The 17099-nt window shown below is 50.4% G+C and carries 12 protein-coding genes; all 12 read left to right on the top strand.

The genetic code is table 11. The annotated features are described in order from the left end of the window. Window positions 1-452: 452 nt before the first annotated feature. The 12 genes from flhD (at window position 453) to B880_RS0106310 (ending at window position 17028) form a co-directional block, all read left to right on the top strand. The gene (flhD, locus tag B880_RS0106370; RefSeq protein ID WP_017346551.1) at window positions 453-806 is read left to right on the top strand and encodes a flagellar transcriptional regulator FlhD; all 354 of its coding nucleotides are present in this window, start codon (window positions 453-455) and stop codon (window positions 804-806) included. Beyond that, window positions 803-1381 (top strand): flagellar transcriptional regulator FlhC, encoded by a 579-nt coding sequence (gene flhC / locus B880_RS0106365; RefSeq protein WP_017346550.1) that lies wholly within the window; start codon window positions 803-805, stop codon window positions 1379-1381. The genes flhD and flhC overlap by 4 nt, the downstream gene beginning before the upstream one ends. A gap of 135 nt (window positions 1382-1516) precedes the next feature. Beyond that, entirely contained in the window at window positions 1517-2404 is an 888-nt protein-coding gene (motA, locus tag B880_RS0106360; RefSeq protein WP_017346549.1) for a flagellar motor stator protein MotA, read from the top strand. Further along, window positions 2401-3345: a flagellar motor protein MotB gene (motB, locus tag B880_RS0106355; protein ID WP_017346548.1), complete on the top strand. Its 945-nt coding sequence runs from the start codon at window positions 2401-2403 to the stop codon at window positions 3343-3345. Before motA ends, motB begins: the two co-directional genes overlap by 4 nt. A 10-nt stretch (window positions 3346-3355) precedes the next feature. Then, a complete protein-coding gene (cheA, locus tag B880_RS0106350) occupies window positions 3356-5314 on the top strand; it encodes a chemotaxis protein CheA (protein ID WP_017346547.1) in 1959 nt (652 codons plus the stop codon). Window positions 5315-5337: 23 nt separating this feature from the next. Beyond that, window positions 5338-5838 (top strand): chemotaxis protein CheW, encoded by a 501-nt coding sequence (gene cheW, locus B880_RS0106345; protein ID WP_017346546.1) that lies wholly within the window; start codon window positions 5338-5340, stop codon window positions 5836-5838. A gap of 140 nt (window positions 5839-5978) precedes the next feature. Continuing rightward, window positions 5979-7649, top strand: a complete 1671-nt coding sequence (locus tag B880_RS0106340; protein WP_017346545.1) for a methyl-accepting chemotaxis protein — start codon at window positions 5979-5981, stop codon at window positions 7647-7649. A gap of 84 nt (window positions 7650-7733) precedes the next feature. Continuing rightward, a complete protein-coding gene (cheR, locus tag B880_RS0106335) occupies window positions 7734-8603 on the top strand; it encodes a protein-glutamate O-methyltransferase CheR (protein ID WP_017346544.1) in 870 nt (289 codons plus the stop codon). Continuing rightward, entirely contained in the window at window positions 8603-9652 is a 1050-nt protein-coding gene (locus B880_RS0106330; RefSeq protein ID WP_017346543.1) for a protein-glutamate methylesterase/protein-glutamine glutaminase, read from the top strand. Before cheR ends, B880_RS0106330 begins: the two co-directional genes overlap by 1 nt. 39 nt (window positions 9653-9691) lie before the next feature. Continuing rightward, window positions 9692-10081 (top strand): chemotaxis response regulator CheY, encoded by a 390-nt coding sequence (gene cheY, locus B880_RS0106325; protein WP_017346542.1) that lies wholly within the window; start codon window positions 9692-9694, stop codon window positions 10079-10081. Between the two features lie 9 nt (window positions 10082-10090). Continuing rightward, window positions 10091-10729: a protein phosphatase CheZ gene (cheZ, locus tag B880_RS0106320; protein WP_017346541.1), complete on the top strand. Its 639-nt coding sequence runs from the start codon at window positions 10091-10093 to the stop codon at window positions 10727-10729. Window positions 10730-10944: 215 nt separating this feature from the next. Continuing rightward, window positions 10945-17028 (top strand): hypothetical protein, encoded by a 6084-nt coding sequence (locus tag B880_RS0106310; RefSeq protein WP_017346539.1) that lies wholly within the window; start codon window positions 10945-10947, stop codon window positions 17026-17028. Window positions 17029-17099: the final 71 nt, after the last annotated feature.

Below are 17099 nucleotides of genomic sequence, written 5' to 3'. Positions count from 1 at the left end.
AGCAGAATGTCATACTTTCTGCTGTCTTTGAGTGGGGAAAGTTAAGTAAAAAAAACCTTTGCGGTACAAAAAAGGGGCAAAAGAACAGCGACACTGAAGCTTTGTGAAAATAATTTGCCTTAAAAGTGTGATGTGGATCACACTTTATCTAAAATTTCATCCAGGTGTCGTTGTATGTCGAAATCAGAAGGGATAGATTTGCCTTGTTTTCAGAATAGTCTTAGAAAACTGTAAACAGACGTCCGGGAAGAGACCATAAAAACTCAGTAAATGAGTGGGCCAGGTAAGGGCCAGGGTGAAGGCGAAGCGAAAACAATAATGCTTGCTTCGAGATAGCCAAACGTTTGCGAAAGACAACTTTTACCATCGTTAAGCTCTTAACAACCAGCAACACGAAACGTGGCAGCTTACCGGCTGCGAAAGTATCAGTACGCGTCTGTCGGGATGGAAAAATGGGTACTACAGAATTACTGAAACATATTTATGACATTAATTTGTCATATTTGTTGCTTGCGCAACGATTAATAAACCAGGAAAAAGCTTCTGCAATGTTTCGCCTCGGTATTGATGAGTCGATGGCGGATACTTTGTCTCAATTGACCTTACCTGAAATGGTGAAACTGGCTGAAACTAATCAGCTGGTGTGTCAGTTCCGTTTTAACGATCATAATTTGATTAACCGCCTGACCCAGGAATCCCGCGTGGATGATTTACAGCAAATCCATACCGGTATTCTCTTATCCAGCCGTTTATTGCGGAATGGATCGTCTGAGGAAACTCCGGCGAAGAAGAGGGCGGTGTCATGAGTGAAAAAAGTATTGTCCAGGAAGCGCGCGATATTCACCTGGCCATGGAACTGATCACCCTCGGGGCTCGCCTGCAAATGCTGGAGAGCGAAACCCAATTGAGCCGTGGCCGGTTGATTAAACTGTACAAAGAGCTGCGTGGTTGCCCTCCGCCAAAAGGGATGCTGCCATTTTCCACGGACTGGTTTATGACCTGGGAGCAGAACATTCACGCTTCCATGTTCTGTAATGCGTGGAAATTTCTGCTCAAAACCGGCCTCACGAGTGGTATCGAAGCCGTGGTTCAGGCCTATCGGCTCTATCTTGAACAGTGTCCGCAGACTGATGAGGGGCCACTGTTAGCGCTGACTCGCGCCTGGACGCTGGTACGCTTTGTCGAAAGTGGAATGCTGGAACTCTCAGATTGCCGCTGCTGCAACGGCAGCTTTATTAATCATGCACATCAGCCGCCGGGCAGCTTTGTTTGTAGCCTGTGCCAGCCGCCATCGCGTGCGGTAAAAAGACGTAAACTTTCTCCAGAATTTGCCGATAGTTCTCCTCAACTGCTGGATGAACAGGTTAAACGCGCCGTTTAAGTCTGTTCGCAATGGGGAAGCACATACCAGCAGCGGTTAATCCGCTGCTTTTTTTTTGCTTGCGTTTGCGAATAACACTCGGCCGCGCCCTCTGGCTTAACTTCCACCAACACGTTACGGACGTAAGGATTTTTTGTGCTGATCATATTAGGGTATATCGTTGTCCTTGGCTCCGTACTCGGCGGCTATTTAATGGTGGGTGGCCATCTGGGGGCATTATATCAACCCTCGGAGTTGCTGATTATCGGGGGCGCGGGCGTTGGTGCCTTTTTAGTCGGGAACAACGGCACGGCAATCAAAAAAACATTAAAAGCATTGCCGCTGTTAATGCGAGGATCGAAATATAACAAAGCCGTATACATGGATTTAATGTCGCTGTTATATCGCCTGATGGCAAAATCTCGCCAGCAGGGCATGTTATCGCTGGAGCGGGATATTGAAGACCCCAGCCAGAGCGAAATTTTTGCCAGCTATCCGCGCATTCTGGCCGATAAAATGCTGGTAGATTTTATCACTGACTACTTGCGCTTAATGGTCAGCGGCAATATGAATGCCCATGAAATTGAAGCGCTGATGGACGAAGAGATTGAGACCTATGAGCATGAGTGCGATGTGCCTGCTCAGAGTCTCTCCGCCATCGGTGATGGCTTACCGGCGTTCGGTATTGTTGCCGCCGTGATGGGGGTAGTCCACGCGCTGGCTTCGGCGGATCGCCCGGCGGCAGAGCTGGGCGGGCTGATTGCCCACGCAATGGTCGGAACGTTCCTCGGCATCTTACTGGCCTACGGTTTTATCTCGCCACTGGCATCGGTGCTGCGACAGAAGTGCGCAGAAACCACCAAAATTATGCAGTGCATCAAGGTGACGCTGCTTTCCAGCCTCAACGGCTACGCCCCGCAAATTGCGGTGGAGTTTGGCCGTAAAATTCTCTACTCCACCGATCGTCCCTCATTCAATGAGCTGGAAGAGCATGTGCGCAATGCCAAAAATCCAGCGAAGCAGACGGCGGATGAGAATTCATGAAGCATGAAAACCGCCCGATTGTGCTGGTAAAAAAGCGCAAGCATAAAAAGCATGAGGGCAGCCATGGATCATGGAAGATTGCCTATGCCGATTTTATGACGGCGATGATGGCGTTTTTTATGGTGATGTGGCTGATTTCCATTGCCAATCCGCAGGAGCTGGTGCAAATCGCTGATTACTTCAAAACGCCGCTCAAAGTGGCGTTGACCGGGGGGCAGCGCAGCAGTGACAGCGACAGTCCTTTCCCTGGCGGCGGTGATGATCCGACGCAGAAAAAGGGTGAAGTACACAAAGAACCGAATATCGATGAACAAAAGCGTCAATTGGATGATATCCGCCTGAATCGCTTGCGCGAGCGGCTCGATCAGCTGATCGAAGCCGATCCGCGCCTGAAAGCGCTGCGGCCGCACCTGATTATCAACCTGGTGGATCAGGGTTTGCGCATTCAGATCATCGACAGTCAGAACCGGCCGATGTTTAAGACCGGCAGTGCAGAAGTGGAGCCCTACATGCGCGATATTCTGCGCGCCATTGGCCCAGTCCTGAATGACATCCCAAATAAAATCAGCCTGGCGGGACATACGGATGATATTCCCTATGCCAACGGCGATCGCGGTTACAGCAACTGGGAGCTCTCGGCGGATCGCGCCAACGCTTCGCGGCGCGAGTTGATCATTGGTGGTCTGGACGGTGCCAAAGTCCTGCGTGTGGTGGGCATGGCCGACACCATGAAGCTGAAAAATCGCGGTGGCGATGATGCGGTGAATCGACGTATTAGCCTGCTGGTACTGAACCACGATACCGAAGCTGAAATTGAAAAAGAGAATGCCGAGAGCGATGCCGCACAGGTCAGCGATCCGGCGCAGCTTGAACACATTACCGCGCCGCCTGTACCCGGCGCTGCTGCGGTAACCCCTGTTACTTCCTCACAACCGAGGTGATCCCGTGAGCATGGACATCAGCGATTTTTACCAGACATTTTTTGATGAAGCCGATGAGCTATTAGCGGATATGGAGCAGCACCTGTTGGCCCTCGACCCGCAGGAGCCGGATGCCGAGCAGCTGAATGCGATTTTTCGCGCCGCCCACTCAATCAAAGGGGGGGCCGGTACTTTTGGTTTTAAGGTATTGCAGGAAACGACCCATATCCTGGAAAACATTCTCGATGGTGCACGCCGCGATGAAATGCAGCTCAGCACCGACATCATCAACCTGTTTTTGGAAACCAAAGATATTATGCAGGAACAGCTCGATGCCTATAAAACGGCCCAGGAGCCAGATGCCGATAGCTTCAACTACATTTGTGAAGCCTTGCGCCAACTGGCGTTAGAAGCCAAAGGAATTGCGCCTGAGCCAGCGGCCGTGGTCGCGGTGACTGCACCCAGTGCCGCGACACCTGGCCTGCGCATACAGCTGGTCGACCTGAAAGAGAAAGAGGTCGATCTGATGCTGGAGGAGCTGAGTAATCTCGGCAAAGTGAGCCAGGTCAGTAAAAGCCAACACCAGTTGGACGCCACCGTTGAGGGCGTCGAAAAAGATGACATTGTGGCGGTGCTCTGTTTTGTGCTGGAAGAGCAGCAGATCCTGTTCCCGGAAGCGACCGCCTCTGAGGTGGAAGCACCAGCAGCAGCCACGGCAAACGTCGTCACTGACATTGCGCCTGTTGCGGTGGCAGAAGTCAAACGCGACAGCCGACGTGCAGCCCCCGCCGCCAAAGCCGGGGAGTCCAGCAGCATTCGTGTTGCGGTTGAGAAGGTCGATCAGTTGATCAACCTGGTCGGTGAGCTGGTGATTACGCAGTCGATGCTGGCGCAGCGGTCGGGCAGCCTCGATCCGGTTAATCACGGCGATCTGCTGAACAGCATGGGGCAGCTGGAGCGCAACGCCCGCGATCTGCAAGAGTCGGTGATGTCGATCCGTATGATGCCAATGGAGTATGTGTTCAGCCGCTTCCCACGTCTGGTGCGCGATTTGGCGAGCAAGTTGGGTAAAGAAGTCGAGCTGACGTTATCGGGCAGTTCAACCGAGCTGGATAAAAGCCTGATCGAACGCATTATCGATCCGCTGACCCACCTGGTCCGTAATAGCCTGGACCATGGCATTGAAGCCCCGGAAAAACGGCTGGCCGCAGGGAAAACGGCGGTGGGCAACCTGACGCTGTCTGCGGAGCACCAGGGCGGCAACATCTGCATTGAAGTGGCCGATGACGGTGCGGGCCTTAATCGCGAGCGCATTCTGGCGAAGGCGCTCTCTTCCGGCTTGCCAGTCAGTGACAGCATGACCGATGAAGAAGTGGGGATGCTGATCTTTGCGCCAGGTTTCTCCACGGCGGAAACGGTGACGGATGTCTCTGGCCGTGGGGTCGGCATGGACGTGGTGAAGCGTAATATCCAGGAGATGGGTGGACACGTTGAAATTGCCTCGAAGCAGGGTAAAGGCACCACCATCCGCATTCTGCTGCCGCTGACGCTGGCGATCCTCGACGGGATGTCCGTCAAGGTGGCGGACGAAGTGTTTATTTTGCCCCTGAACGCGGTAATGGAGTCACTGCAACCGCGAGCCGAAGAGTTGAAACCGCTGGCGGGTGGCGAATGCGTACTCGAAGTCCGGGGTGAGTATCTGCCGCTGGTGGAGCTGTGGAATGTCTTTGACGTGCAGGGGGCAAAAACCAATGCCACGCAGGGCATTGTGGTGATCCTGCAGAGCGCGGGCAAGCGCTATGCCCTGCTGGTGGATCAACTGATTGGTCAGCACCAGGTGGTGGTGAAAAACCTCGAAAGCAACTATCGCAAAGTCCCTGGGATTTCCGCTGCCACCATTCTCGGCGACGGCAGTGTAGCACTGATTGTGGATGTCTCAGCGTTGCAATCACTCAATCGCGAAAAACGTGTGGCCGGTGCCGCAGCGTAATTGATTAATAAGGGTAAAAATACATGAGTGGAATGGCGACCGTCACTAAGATCACAGGTGAAACCGTCGGGCAGGAGTTCCTCGTCTTCACACTGGGTGAAGAGGAGTACGGCATTGATATTCTCAAGGTGCAGGAGATTCGTGGCTATGATCAGGTCACACGCATAGCGAATACGCCTGAGTTCATCAAAGGCGTCACCAACTTACGCGGTGTGATAGTGCCGATTATCGATCTGCGCGTGAAGTTCTCCCAACCGGATGTGGACTACAACGACAACACCGTGGTGATCGTGCTTAATCTGTTGCAGCGCGTGGTCGGCATTGTGGTCGATGGCGTGTCTGATGTGCTGTCGTTGACGCAAGAGCAGATCCGCCCAGCCCCCGAATTTGCCGTCACCATGTCTACCGAGTACCTCACCGGACTGGGTGCACTTAACGATCGCATGCTGATTCTGGTGGATATCGAGAAGCTGCTCAGCAGTGACGAGATGGCGCTGGTGGATGGCCTGCATCACTCGCTGTAAACCGCCTCATCTTCTTGCCCGTCAGCCCTGCTGGCGGGTTTTTTTCTCCGCAAATATTCCTGCTTTTTCGCCTGTCTCCACTAACAAAACCGCGCACTTTGCCGATAACACCTGTGATTCGCCAACCAATTGAGGTGTGTATGTTTAATCGTGTTCGTGTGGTCACAGGCTTGCTGAGTGTGCTGGTCCTGTTTGCCATTATTCAGTTGTTTTCCGGGGGAGTGTTTTTTACCACCGTTCAGACCGACAAAGAGAATTTCTCTTACAACCAACGCCTGAGCGATCTGCAACGGGCGATGGGTTCCTCCTGGGTGGCGTTGATTCAGGCGCGTAACACCCTGAACCGTGCCGGGATCCGCTTCATGCAGGATTCTACGCAAAGCGGTTCGGGTGCCACGGTTAAAGAGCTGGTGGCACTGGCTCAGGGGGAGATGAAAAAAGCCGATGTGGGTATGGATCAGTTCAATGCCAGTCTGTCGGAAAAAGGCAAAACCGCAGAAAACGTGTTGGCGCTGAAAGCCAGCTATACCGCGTATTACGACTCACTGAGCCGTCTGATTGCCGATCTGGATGAAGGGCGCTTCCAGGCGTTTGTTGATGAGCCAACCCAGGGGTATCAGGATGGCTTCGCCAAACTGTATAACGCCTGGCTGGATTACAACGTGGTGCTTGGTCAGCGCGGTATTGATGCCAATCAGCAGGCTTATAACCGTTCCATTGTGCTGGTGAGCGGCATTCTGATTCTGACGCTGTTGGTGATTGCGCTGGTATGGACCGGGATGCGCCGCATTCTGATCACCCCACTGAAAGAGGGGATTGAACACATTCAGCACATCGCACGCGGCGATTTGACGCAGCCGATTAATGTCACGCTGCGCAATGAAATGGGTGAGTTGTTGAGTTCATTGCGTCACATGCAGCAGGAGCTGGTGCGGACTGTGGGTACGGTGCGAGATGGCGCAGATGCCATCTACAACGGTGCCAGCGAAATTTCCGCCGGTAATAATGACCTCTCTTCACGTACTGAACAGCAGGCCGCTTCGCTGGAAGAGACGGCAGCCAGTATGGAACAGCTTACTGCCACGGTGAAACAGAATGCGGAGAACGCACGTCAGGCATCACAACTGGCGCTGAACGCGTCAGAGACCGCGCAGCAGGGCGGAAAAGTGGTGGATGGCGTGGTGACCACCATGAAAGAGATCGCCGGAAGTTCCAAGAAAATTGCGGATATTACCAGTGTGATCGACGGTATTGCCTTCCAGACCAACATTCTGGCGCTGAACGCCGCGGTTGAAGCGGCACGTGCGGGTGAGCAAGGCCGTGGTTTTGCCGTGGTCGCGGGTGAAGTGCGTAGTCTGGCCCAACGCAGTGCGCAGGCGGCAAAAGAGATCAAATCACTGATCGAAGACTCGGTTAGCCGCGTTAACACCGGCTCTGTGCAGGTAGAAAGCGCAGGCGAAACCATGAGTGAAATCGTCAATGCGGTGACCCGTGTCACCGACATCATGGGCGAGATCGCTTCGGCTTCCGATGAGCAGAGCCGTGGGATCGATCAGGTTGGGCTGGCGGTAACCGAGATGGACCGTGTTACGCAGCAGAATGCCTCACTGGTAGAAGAGTCCGCTTCAGCGGCGGCCTCACTGGAAGAGCAGGCCAGCCGCCTCAAGCAGTCGGTCGCGGTGTTCAATATTGGTAAAGAATATGCCACCCAGGCCGTTAATGTCAGCAGCGCCGTGAAAAGCGTCAGGAAAGAGACACCGCTGACGCTGGCGCGCCAGAGCAGCAGTAACGACAACTGGGAAACCTTCTAAGCGTTGCCCGGCTACCCCGCGAATGCGGGGTAGCTCGTCGTCGAATCGAGCAAATAACCGTTTTGTCCGGGCAGGTGGAATCACATGAAAAAAACGTCATTACTGGAACAGGATACCACCACGCTGTTGTCGCAAATGGTCCAGCGCTTACCGCTTTCCGATACCCACTTTCGTCGTATCAGTCAGTTGATCTATCAGCGTGCCGGGATCGTGCTGGCGGACCATAAGCGCGAAATGGTCTACAACCGCCTGGTTCGCCGTCTGCGCACGTTGAATATTGATGACTTTGGCCGCTATCTGGCCTTGCTTGAGCAGGATCAGAATAGCGCTGAGTGGCAGGCGTTTATCAACGCACTGACCACCAATCTCACGGCGTTTTTCCGCGAGGCACACCATTTTCCCATTCTGGCCGAGCTGGCGCGCAAACGTAGCGGCAGTTTTAACGTCTGGAGTACCGCCGCATCCACCGGTGAAGAGCCCTATTCGATAGCCATGACCCTGGCCGAAACCCTGGGTAACGGGCCGGGTAAATTCCAGGTTTACGCCAGCGATATCGACACGCAGGTGCTGGAAAAAGCGGTTAACGGTGTCTATCGCCAGGAAGAGTTACGCACTTTGTCACCGGGGCAGATGCAGCGCTTTTTCCTGCGTGGCACCGGGCCACAGGCGGGCATGGTGCGTGTGCGATCTGAACTGGCGAATAACGTGACGTTTGCGCAGCTTAATCTGCTCGCCAACGAATGGTCACTGCCTGGCCCGTTTGATGCCATCTTCTGCCGCAATGTCATGATCTATTTCGATAAAGAGACCCAGGAAAAAATCCTGCGACGCTTTGTCCCGCTGCTGAAACCTGGCGGAATGCTGTTCGCCGGACATTCAGAAAACTTCAGTCAGATCAGTAAAGAGTTCTGGTTACGTGGGCAAACCGTCTATGGACTGACGAAGGAAAGATAATGAGCAAAATCACTGTGATGTGCGTGGATGACTCCGCATTAATGCGCCAGTTGATGACTGAGATCATTAACAGCCATCCCGATATGGAAATGGTGGCGACCGCGCCAGATCCGCTGGCGGCTCGCGATCTGATCAAACAGTTTAATCCGCAGGTGCTGACGCTGGATGTTGAAATGCCGCGCATGGACGGCCTCGACTTCCTTGAAAAGCTGATGCGTCTGCGCCCGATGCCGGTGGTGATGGTCTCCTCACTGACCGGTAAAGGTTCTGAGGTGACGCTGCGTGCCCTGGAGTTGGGGGCGGTGGATTTTGTCACCAAACCACAACTTGGCATCCGTGAGGGGATGCTGGCCTATAGCCAGATGATTGCGGACAAAATCCGTGCGGCATCCCGTGCCAGGCTGCATCCTCGCACCCCCGCATCTGCGCCGCCGGTGATCAAAGCCGGGCCGCTGCTGAGTAGCGAAAAACTGATTGCTGTTGGCTCTTCGACCGGGGGCACCGAAGCGATCCGGCATCTGCTGCAGCCGCTCCCGGCGACCAGCCCTGCGCTGATGATCACCCAACATATGCCACCGGGCTTCACCCGCTCATTTGCCGAACGCCTGAATAAACTCTGCCAGATCACGGTTAAAGAGGCAGAAGAGGGCGAGCGAATTTTACCGGGACACGCCTATATCGCACCGGGCGCACTGCACATGGAGTTGGGCCGTAGTGGCGCGAACTATGTGGTGCGGCTCCATGACGGGCCTGCGGTGAATCGCCATAAACCCTCGGTGGATGTGCTGTTCCGTTCGGTGGCGCTCCACGCCGGCCGTAATGCGGTGGGGGTGATCCTGACGGGCATGGGCAATGACGGCGCGGCGGGCATGTCAGACCTGCACCGCGCCGGTGCCTGGACTATCGCGCAGAGCGAAAAAACCTGCGTGGTGTTTGGCATGCCGCGAGAAGCGATTGCTTTCGGTGGAGTGAGCGAGGTTTTGGACCTGGGAGAGATCAGTCAGCGCATGCTGGCGAAGATCAGTGCCGGTCAGGCATTACGAATTTAACCCGCCCGTCCAGCCGGGCAGATAAACACAGGAGTAAATATGGCTGATAAAAATATGCGTTTTCTGGTGGTCGATGATTTCAACACCATGCGTCGAATCGTCCGCAACCTGCTGAAAGAGCTGGGATTCAACAATGTGGAAGAGGCAGAAGACGGTGCTGATGCGCTGAACAAGCTGCGTGCCGGTGGATTTGATTTCATCATCTCTGACTGGAACATGCCCAATATGGATGGTCTGGAGCTGCTGCAAACGGTCCGCGCCGATGCCACCTTAGGGAAGCTGCCGGTGTTGATGGTGACCGCAGAAGCGAAAAAAGAGAACATCATCGCTGCGGCACAGGCGGGAGCCAGTGGCTACGTGGTGAAGCCCTTTACCGCCGCGACGCTGGAAGAGAAATTAAACAAGATCTTTGAAAAACTGGGTATGTAAGGAGATGTGATGAGCGTACTTCCGAAACCTGCTCAGGATGCTTCGGCGCACGATATCATTTCTCGTATCGGCGCGCTGACCCGTATGCTGCGCGATAGCTTGCGAGAGCTCGGGCTGGATCAGGCGATTGCAGAGGCAGCGGAAGCGATTCCGGATGCCCGCGATCGCCTGGATTATGTCGTACAGATGACGGCCCAGGCCGCCGATCGTGCGTTGAACAGCGTTGAGGCCTCGCAGCCGCATCAGGATGCGATGGAGGCAGGCGCGAAGGGATTAAGCGTGCGGTGGGATGCGTGGTTTGACAACCCGATTGAACTGACTGACGCCCGTGCACTGGTTTCGGATACGCGTGATTATCTCGCCGCCGTGCCAGAGCATACTTCGTTCACCAACAAGCAGCTGCTCGATATCATGATGGCGCAGGATTTCCAGGACCTCACCGGTCAGGTGATCAAGCGCATGATGGATGTTATCCAGGAGATTGAGCGTCAGTTGCTGATGGTACTGCTGGAGAATATTCCAGAAGCAGGTGCGGCACGTAAAGAAGATAACGGTCTGCTAAATGGTCCGCAGATCAATGCCGAGGCACCCAACGTGGTAGCCAGCCAGGATCAGGTAGATGACCTGCTGGACAGTTTAGGCTTCTGATTCAGGGGCACGCTCTTTTGACAGGTACAGTGCGATCGTTCCGATCGCACTGCTTGCATTTTCAGCAACTTCACCGATACTTATCCTGAAAATTCCCATTTTTATTTATAATAAATATCCTCCTTTCTTCAAAGCCATTTAATTTAAATATATATTTTTTATTTGATGAGGTTTTTATCGCGGCGGCAAAGGGTTAACTCTGTCTGGAGATAAAAATGTCTGAGTATGATGTATTAAACCAACAAGAGAATGATGTTTTAAACGAGGATAGTGCGCTAACACATAGCCAAGGCAGATTAATAGAAGAGACTTCGCTGTTATCATCAGAAGTGAGTTCTAATCCAGTAATTGATTTCCCATCAAATAAAGGGGCTCCTATTCTGGCTAAAACGATGTTGCCCGTTTTTCAACGGATGATATCTCAACTGCTTCATGCCTATTTTATTACGATATGCGAACAATATCTCAAACCGCTGGATAAGATAGGGCAGCAACTTAACGAAGTGCGGGCGATAATTAATGACGACACGATTTCCTTAAGCAGAAAAATTGTCGCCTTTCGCACGCTAATTGAGTCTCTTGATACCGGCTGGAGCGACGATGTTTCCGCTACGCTGACCGCATTTGACGGCTTGTCACTAAAAATCAGTACTTCCCTCAAACCTGAAGATATTCCCGCTATGCTGGATACCTTTATCAACGTACTGTCACTTCACAGTGTGGTCAGCCATGTTGATAAAGATTTCCTCTTTTACTGGAGAGAGCATTTAGTTTCACTTAAGCAGCATATTCAATGGTCAGTCAGAATTTACACCGCGCCACGGAACAACATTACCGATTATCTTAACCTCATCTTTGATTCTGCGTTATTACCCGAATGGGCCGCTGAGTTTATTCACCAGGTACAGGATTTATACCAGTATTTACAGCAGTGGGTTGCTGAACTCGGTGAGGGGGATCTACCAGAAACCCTGGCATGGATTAAAGGATACATTCAAGCCTATTCTGGCGCAGGAAGCCTGGGAGAGCGCATGAAAGTCCTGTTTCATATGTTGCAACATGAGGAGGTTATGCAGATTATTTATCCGCTCATCAGACAGAAAATCCCGTTGATCGCAGAGGCCTTCCAGACCCTGGATACCTTTAAGGTGGAAGCCAGCGAAATAGACCCGCGTCATGGCTCAGTCGCAACCTCGCTGGAGTATTTCCTGCGCGTCACTGATGATAAATTCACCCAGAAACTGGTGCAGGGGAATGAGGATACCGCAGGTGAAAACAGGCTGTATATTGGCCGCGAAGTAGGTGCCATTCTCAGGCAGGCCGGTCAGTATACCCAGGCAGGCAGTTATTCCGGCATGCTGTTTAAAAACATGCTTAAGGTGATGAAATCAGACATGGGCTGGATGGAGTTTGTCAAAGCCTGTGCCAGTGAAACGCAGTGGTGGGATTTAACCGTTTCACTGTTAAAAACCGGCGTTGATTACTCACTGGGCACGTTTGTTGCAGCGATAAATATCGTTAACCTTGGCTGGAATTCTGAGTTTGTAGCTACCTGGGGGGCGATGACATGGCGCCAGCTTCCCGCTGCTGCATTGAAAAGCCTCAGCGATGAACTGAATAGAAAAGATTCGGCCTTGCTCAGAGAAGTGGAAAAGTTTCCTTTACTGGGTGCGTTAATAAAAACGCTGATGCTGCTACTGAATGATTTATCCCATAAAGATAACTGGCTGGAAATATTAATCTCCAGATTAAGTGAGTACATCAGAGATGTGCCCCTGATAAAAGTGCTCGATAAACTGATTAAATTAGGGCTGATGTGGCAGTTGTGGCAGGTCAGCCGCCTGCAGGGAACAGCATCTTCGCTGGAGGAGAAGCTGGAGGAGAAAAAGCAGAGAATTCAGCAGGCGCAGTCAACGCTGTATACCTATATGCAGTATTTCCCTGAGCAGGATCTGAGGATGCTACAGCCGATGATCAGCTGGCTGCCGATGATTCGTATGGCGTGGGATCTCCGTGTGGGCGTGCCTCAGGTTGAGGATCACGCATCTCTTCTCCACTGGGGAGCTGAATTATTATCTAACGTGGAAAGCGAGGCAGAACGCCATCCGACACCAAAAATGGTAGCGCTACAAAATGAAATGGCAGCGGGGCTAAACCCGGTGATAGATATTGCGTTGGGGGCAGGCGCTGAAAATATCCTGGCGGATAAAGCGGAAGAGCCGTCTCAACAGGCGGGTGTCACCACCGGCTTTCTCCAGCAGCAGCGGGAAAAGATTGTGCAATTGTCAGAGTTTGATGTCACACAATGGTTGAATAAAGAAGAGATCGGAAATTTTGCCAGCAGCACGCTACGTACGGGTAAAAATAACGCGATAAGCGCGCTAAGAAAATTTAATACGCTGGGGACGAACAGAGTATCCTCGGTACGTAATAGCGTAATGGGTTACTTCGAAAATAAAGAAAAAACCGATGACCTGGCGTCGCAGGGATTTGAGGAAATCAGTCTTGATGACGATATAACCGAACCCGCAGAGCTGCGTTCAGCGGTTCAGGCATTTATGCCGCAGGCTGTCAGCGCATGGAAAAATATCAGTCAGTATACCCGGGGACAGGGGCAGGATGTTTATCAGCGCTGGCAAAATATGAGCAGCACGAAGAAAAATGCGATTAAAGGCGTTGCCATCGGGTCTGCGGTCATTGCGGGCGGCGCTGGACTCTATGTGTTATTCAGAAACCAGGAACATGCGCAGCGAATACCGGAATTTGAGCATCCGGAAGAAAAAGAAGCCTACAGAAATCAGCTTACCGGACAGCTTGAGGGTATTGAGAAACGCAGGAAAATCGCCAAAGGCGTAAGCCTGGGGTCTGGCGTCCTTTCATTACTGATAGGAGGTATGGGCGCGGGTATTCGGGCCGGTAAAGTTTATGATGCCTACCGGCGCGGAGAAATTCCTGAGGATGAGTTATCCACAACCTCGCCGGATTTTGTGGTCAGGGAGGCGGAACAGGCGGCTGACGCTCAGCATGCAGTCCCCCAGGGCGTGTTGAGTCGCCTGAAAACTACGTTGAATAATAATGAACGGCTATTCTGGTCAGTCGGGGCGGCGCTGTTGCTCCCGGCTACGGTAGGGGGCTATTACTGGTGGCGCTACGCCCAACAGGCGAAAAACTTACGCAGGCAGTTAGCGCAGCTGGATGAAAGAGAGGAGGAGAGCGGCAGCGAATTATTGGCCCTTACGGCTGAGAAACTGCTGGAGACTCTGGGGGATGATGCTGCCACGGCGTCACCGGAACAGATACGGGCTGCGATGCAACAGGCAGATGCAATGGCTGTAAAACAAAATAGCGGGGTATTTAATAGCCCAAATGATGGCATTCCTGACTATGCCAGAAACATTCATACGTTTCCTCAAGAGAGACAGTCCGGCCCAAGCCCCATGGGCATGGGGTCCATGCAGCAAGGCAGAGCACAGGACACTGTAAATCAGAGAGATGCAGAGAGACAGGCAGACGAAGCCAAAAAAAGAGCAGAAGCAGAGCGTTTGGCTGAGGCAAACCGCGACCGAGACTGGCAATCAATGAGTACCGAAGAGATATTAAGCACTATTGGGCGTGTTTCTTATCAACAACGCTCTAAAGCTTATGAGGTTTTATCGGGGCGTCCAGATATAAATAAAAAAATAAAAGTAGAACTCATTGAAAAAGGTATGATTTATGATCCTGTTCTTAATAAAGGATCCAGGCGTGCATTATCGGTTAAAGGTACCAATGGTTATCGTACATGGGGTAAGTATTGGAACAGGGTTATTGGTATTCTGCATGATAAGCGAGTTGGTGTTCGTTCATTCCCTCAAGGGCGATACTTTAATTTTGAGCTTGAAGTAAATAATGAAATAAAATTCTCTAAAAAGTACATGCCAGAAACAAGTAATAAAGAAGATGAATGGCATGCTGATATTTCTCGGCAAATAAATAAAGATATGGAAAGTTTGCCTGAAAGTTATCGTGTCAGAGTAGAAAGTATTAGTGAGCAAAGTTATAACACTTCACGCCCTGAAATTGTTGATGAAGTTGCTAAATCATCACTCAGAAATATTTTTATTGCAGGTGATAAAAGTCTGCTTACCGATGCTACCTGGCGGTTTGAAAAAATGCCCCAGTTGATGAGCAAACAGGATGCTGAGTCAGATTTCCCATCGAATAAAGTCTTTGTAATCATAGCCTGGGGAAATAGTAACGACAAAATCTATAAAAATGCATTTATCCCACAAAGGTATCGTGAAAACCCCTCTGACACAGAAACAGAAAGAGCCCGTAAGCGAGCGGAAACGCTAAAAAATGCAAACTGGAAAAGAGATGTCATTGAACAGTTTCAGGAGGAGTGTAAAGATGATCGTCGCTTAAAAGGCGTATCTATTCACTGGCAAGGTGATGAGATTCTCTATGTTGTGGCAGGTAACAGTTCGATCTCGAGAATGGAAGGGAGGTTCAGAACAGTTGAGAGACACACAGACATATACGTTCCAAAAGAAGTTAAAACGTGGATTAATGATAATGCACCTGAAGTTTCTCTAAATTCATTAATTACCGTGACACAGTATTCAGAAAAAGATAAATCCTATATCGATAAACAATTCCCTTTGCGAGTCGTACTTTCACCTGGGTTTAATGCTTTGAATTTATTCCCTCCCACCAGCGATCATCCCGGAAAAATCGTTAAATGGGAACCAGATAGTAATGGTTGGGTGATGCAGAGTTACACCTCAGGGATGACGGAAGAAGATTTTAAGTTGGCCCGGTCACTTACTTATGTAGAAATAAATAAAAGGGCTAATGCTGCATTTGATGAAGTAATGAAGGAAAATCGTAGAAAGAACGATGCCATCGCTATGTTGGATGCCAGAGTGTGGCTGGATAAACAAATTATTGATGCTATTAAAGATTATGGCGTTCCTGAAAATACCAGAATTGATTTGGAACAAAATGTCTCCTTTAACATGCTGTCGCAAGGATTTTTAGAGAGCGTATTTCTACCACGTAGAGAACAGCTAAGTTTGCGTGAGGTAATCCTTAAAAAAGTAGTCTTGGCTGGTGAGATAAAAAACGAAAATTACAGAAGAAACAATATTCAATCAACTATCTGGCCGCCCTATATTCAGAGTAAAGAACCGTTGCAAAAAACGTTAAATGATATAGATTTAGAAGCAAGATATGAAAATAGAAAGTGGAATCTATCTTCCGAGGAACGTAATGCACAACTTTTTTTAATTAAAAATAAGGTAGATAAAGCATTAACTCGCGTCAGAAATTATCGGGGTATCACTGTTGACGCTAACCCTGTGTTCAGGTCTCTACATAGCCAAAGCCCTACATTTCGCTATGTAGTACCTGAGGTGTTTGTTGTGAATTGCAAGGATTCGCAAATGGAAAATGTGTATGCCATATTATCAATTCGAGATGATTCCATCCCTTTTATTATTCATCACCTTGAGGATTTGAAAGGAAATGATAGTCTATTTAATTGGTTGAAACCTCACTTTTATTTAGATGAGGAACGTTATAGTCGTAAATATTTTTTACTTTCATCTGAGGTGTACAACTTGAGTCAAGTTTATAGCGAAATACTTTCATGGAAAATAGAAAAAGCGAGTCGGGAAATTAAAGCGTTGGTTAAAACCTCAACTGAGGTTTATATTGAGTATTTTAAAAAACTGGCTGGTGAAATTTTGCAATTCCTTGCAGTACCTTTAACATCACTTGCATTGGTAGGTGTTCCTTATATGGTGGTTACCGGACTAATGGCGTTTGCTGTATTAGGCGTAATACCGACATTAATCAATTATCTTGCTGCTGATGAAGCAGCAGAGAAAGAGGCATTAGGACAGGAGTTGCAGGCGATGGTGATAGCTGAACTCTTTGGATTGTTTTTGGGTAAAATTACCGCGCCAATTTTAAAAGGTATCGGGAAAGGCGGTTCTACCTCTGTAAAAAAATCAGAAAATTTGGTGGTTGATCTGCAGCGAAGAGCAGGCAGGAGACTGTACTCAAAATTGACCAATCCAGGAGAGGAAGTAACAAAAAAACTGAACTCTCCAGCCGGAGGGTCGCGGCTGACTATAACTCAGAAAAATGTTTTAAATGGCATCAATGAATCCCTGGATAAATATTCTAAACCGGCCTCCTCAGGCAGTGTTAGCCAGTCGCAGAATATAGCAAATATCTTTACCGGTGAGTATGATATTAAGTTTAAAGAAAGCTTTCAGGCGTTAGTGCAGGAAATTTTAAAAGATGATGAGTAATGTTAACTGCGTGAACAGCACCGCTGTAGGCTTCTTTAGCCACTGTCTACTCAGCATGAGACAGTGGCCGA

The sequence above is a fragment of the Pantoea sp. A4 genome (assembly GCF_000295955.2).
GTDB classification, from domain to species: Bacteria; Pseudomonadota; Gammaproteobacteria; order Enterobacterales; family Enterobacteriaceae; genus Pantoea; species Pantoea multigeneris.
Note: the sequence above shows the minus strand (reverse complement) of the source record. Positions and strands in the feature narration are given on the sequence as shown.

What these genes read in the sequence shown, in the direction of transcription:
- cheZ (WP_017346541.1), top strand. Translation starts at nt 10,091, where the DNA reads ATGAGCGTACTTCCGAAACCTGCTCAGGATGCTTCGGCGCACGATATC.
- B880_RS0106330 (WP_017346543.1), top strand. Translation starts at nt 8,603, where the DNA reads ATGAGCAAAATCACTGTGATGTGCGTGGATGACTCCGCATTAATGCGC.
- cheR (WP_017346544.1), top strand. Translation starts at nt 7,734, where the DNA reads ATGAAAAAAACGTCATTACTGGAACAGGATACCACCACGCTGTTGTCG.
- B880_RS0106310 (WP_017346539.1), top strand. Translation starts at nt 10,945, where the DNA reads ATGTCTGAGTATGATGTATTAAACCAACAAGAGAATGATGTTTTAAAC.
- cheW (WP_017346546.1), top strand. Translation starts at nt 5,338, where the DNA reads ATGAGTGGAATGGCGACCGTCACTAAGATCACAGGTGAAACCGTCGGG.
- B880_RS0106340 (WP_017346545.1), top strand. Translation starts at nt 5,979, where the DNA reads ATGTTTAATCGTGTTCGTGTGGTCACAGGCTTGCTGAGTGTGCTGGTC.
- motB (WP_017346548.1), top strand. Translation starts at nt 2,401, where the DNA reads ATGAAGCATGAAAACCGCCCGATTGTGCTGGTAAAAAAGCGCAAGCAT.
- flhD (WP_017346551.1), top strand. Translation starts at nt 453, where the DNA reads ATGGGTACTACAGAATTACTGAAACATATTTATGACATTAATTTGTCA.
- flhC (WP_017346550.1), top strand. Translation starts at nt 803, where the DNA reads ATGAGTGAAAAAAGTATTGTCCAGGAAGCGCGCGATATTCACCTGGCC.
- cheA (WP_017346547.1), top strand. Translation starts at nt 3,356, where the DNA reads ATGGACATCAGCGATTTTTACCAGACATTTTTTGATGAAGCCGATGAG.
- cheY (WP_017346542.1), top strand. Translation starts at nt 9,692, where the DNA reads ATGGCTGATAAAAATATGCGTTTTCTGGTGGTCGATGATTTCAACACC.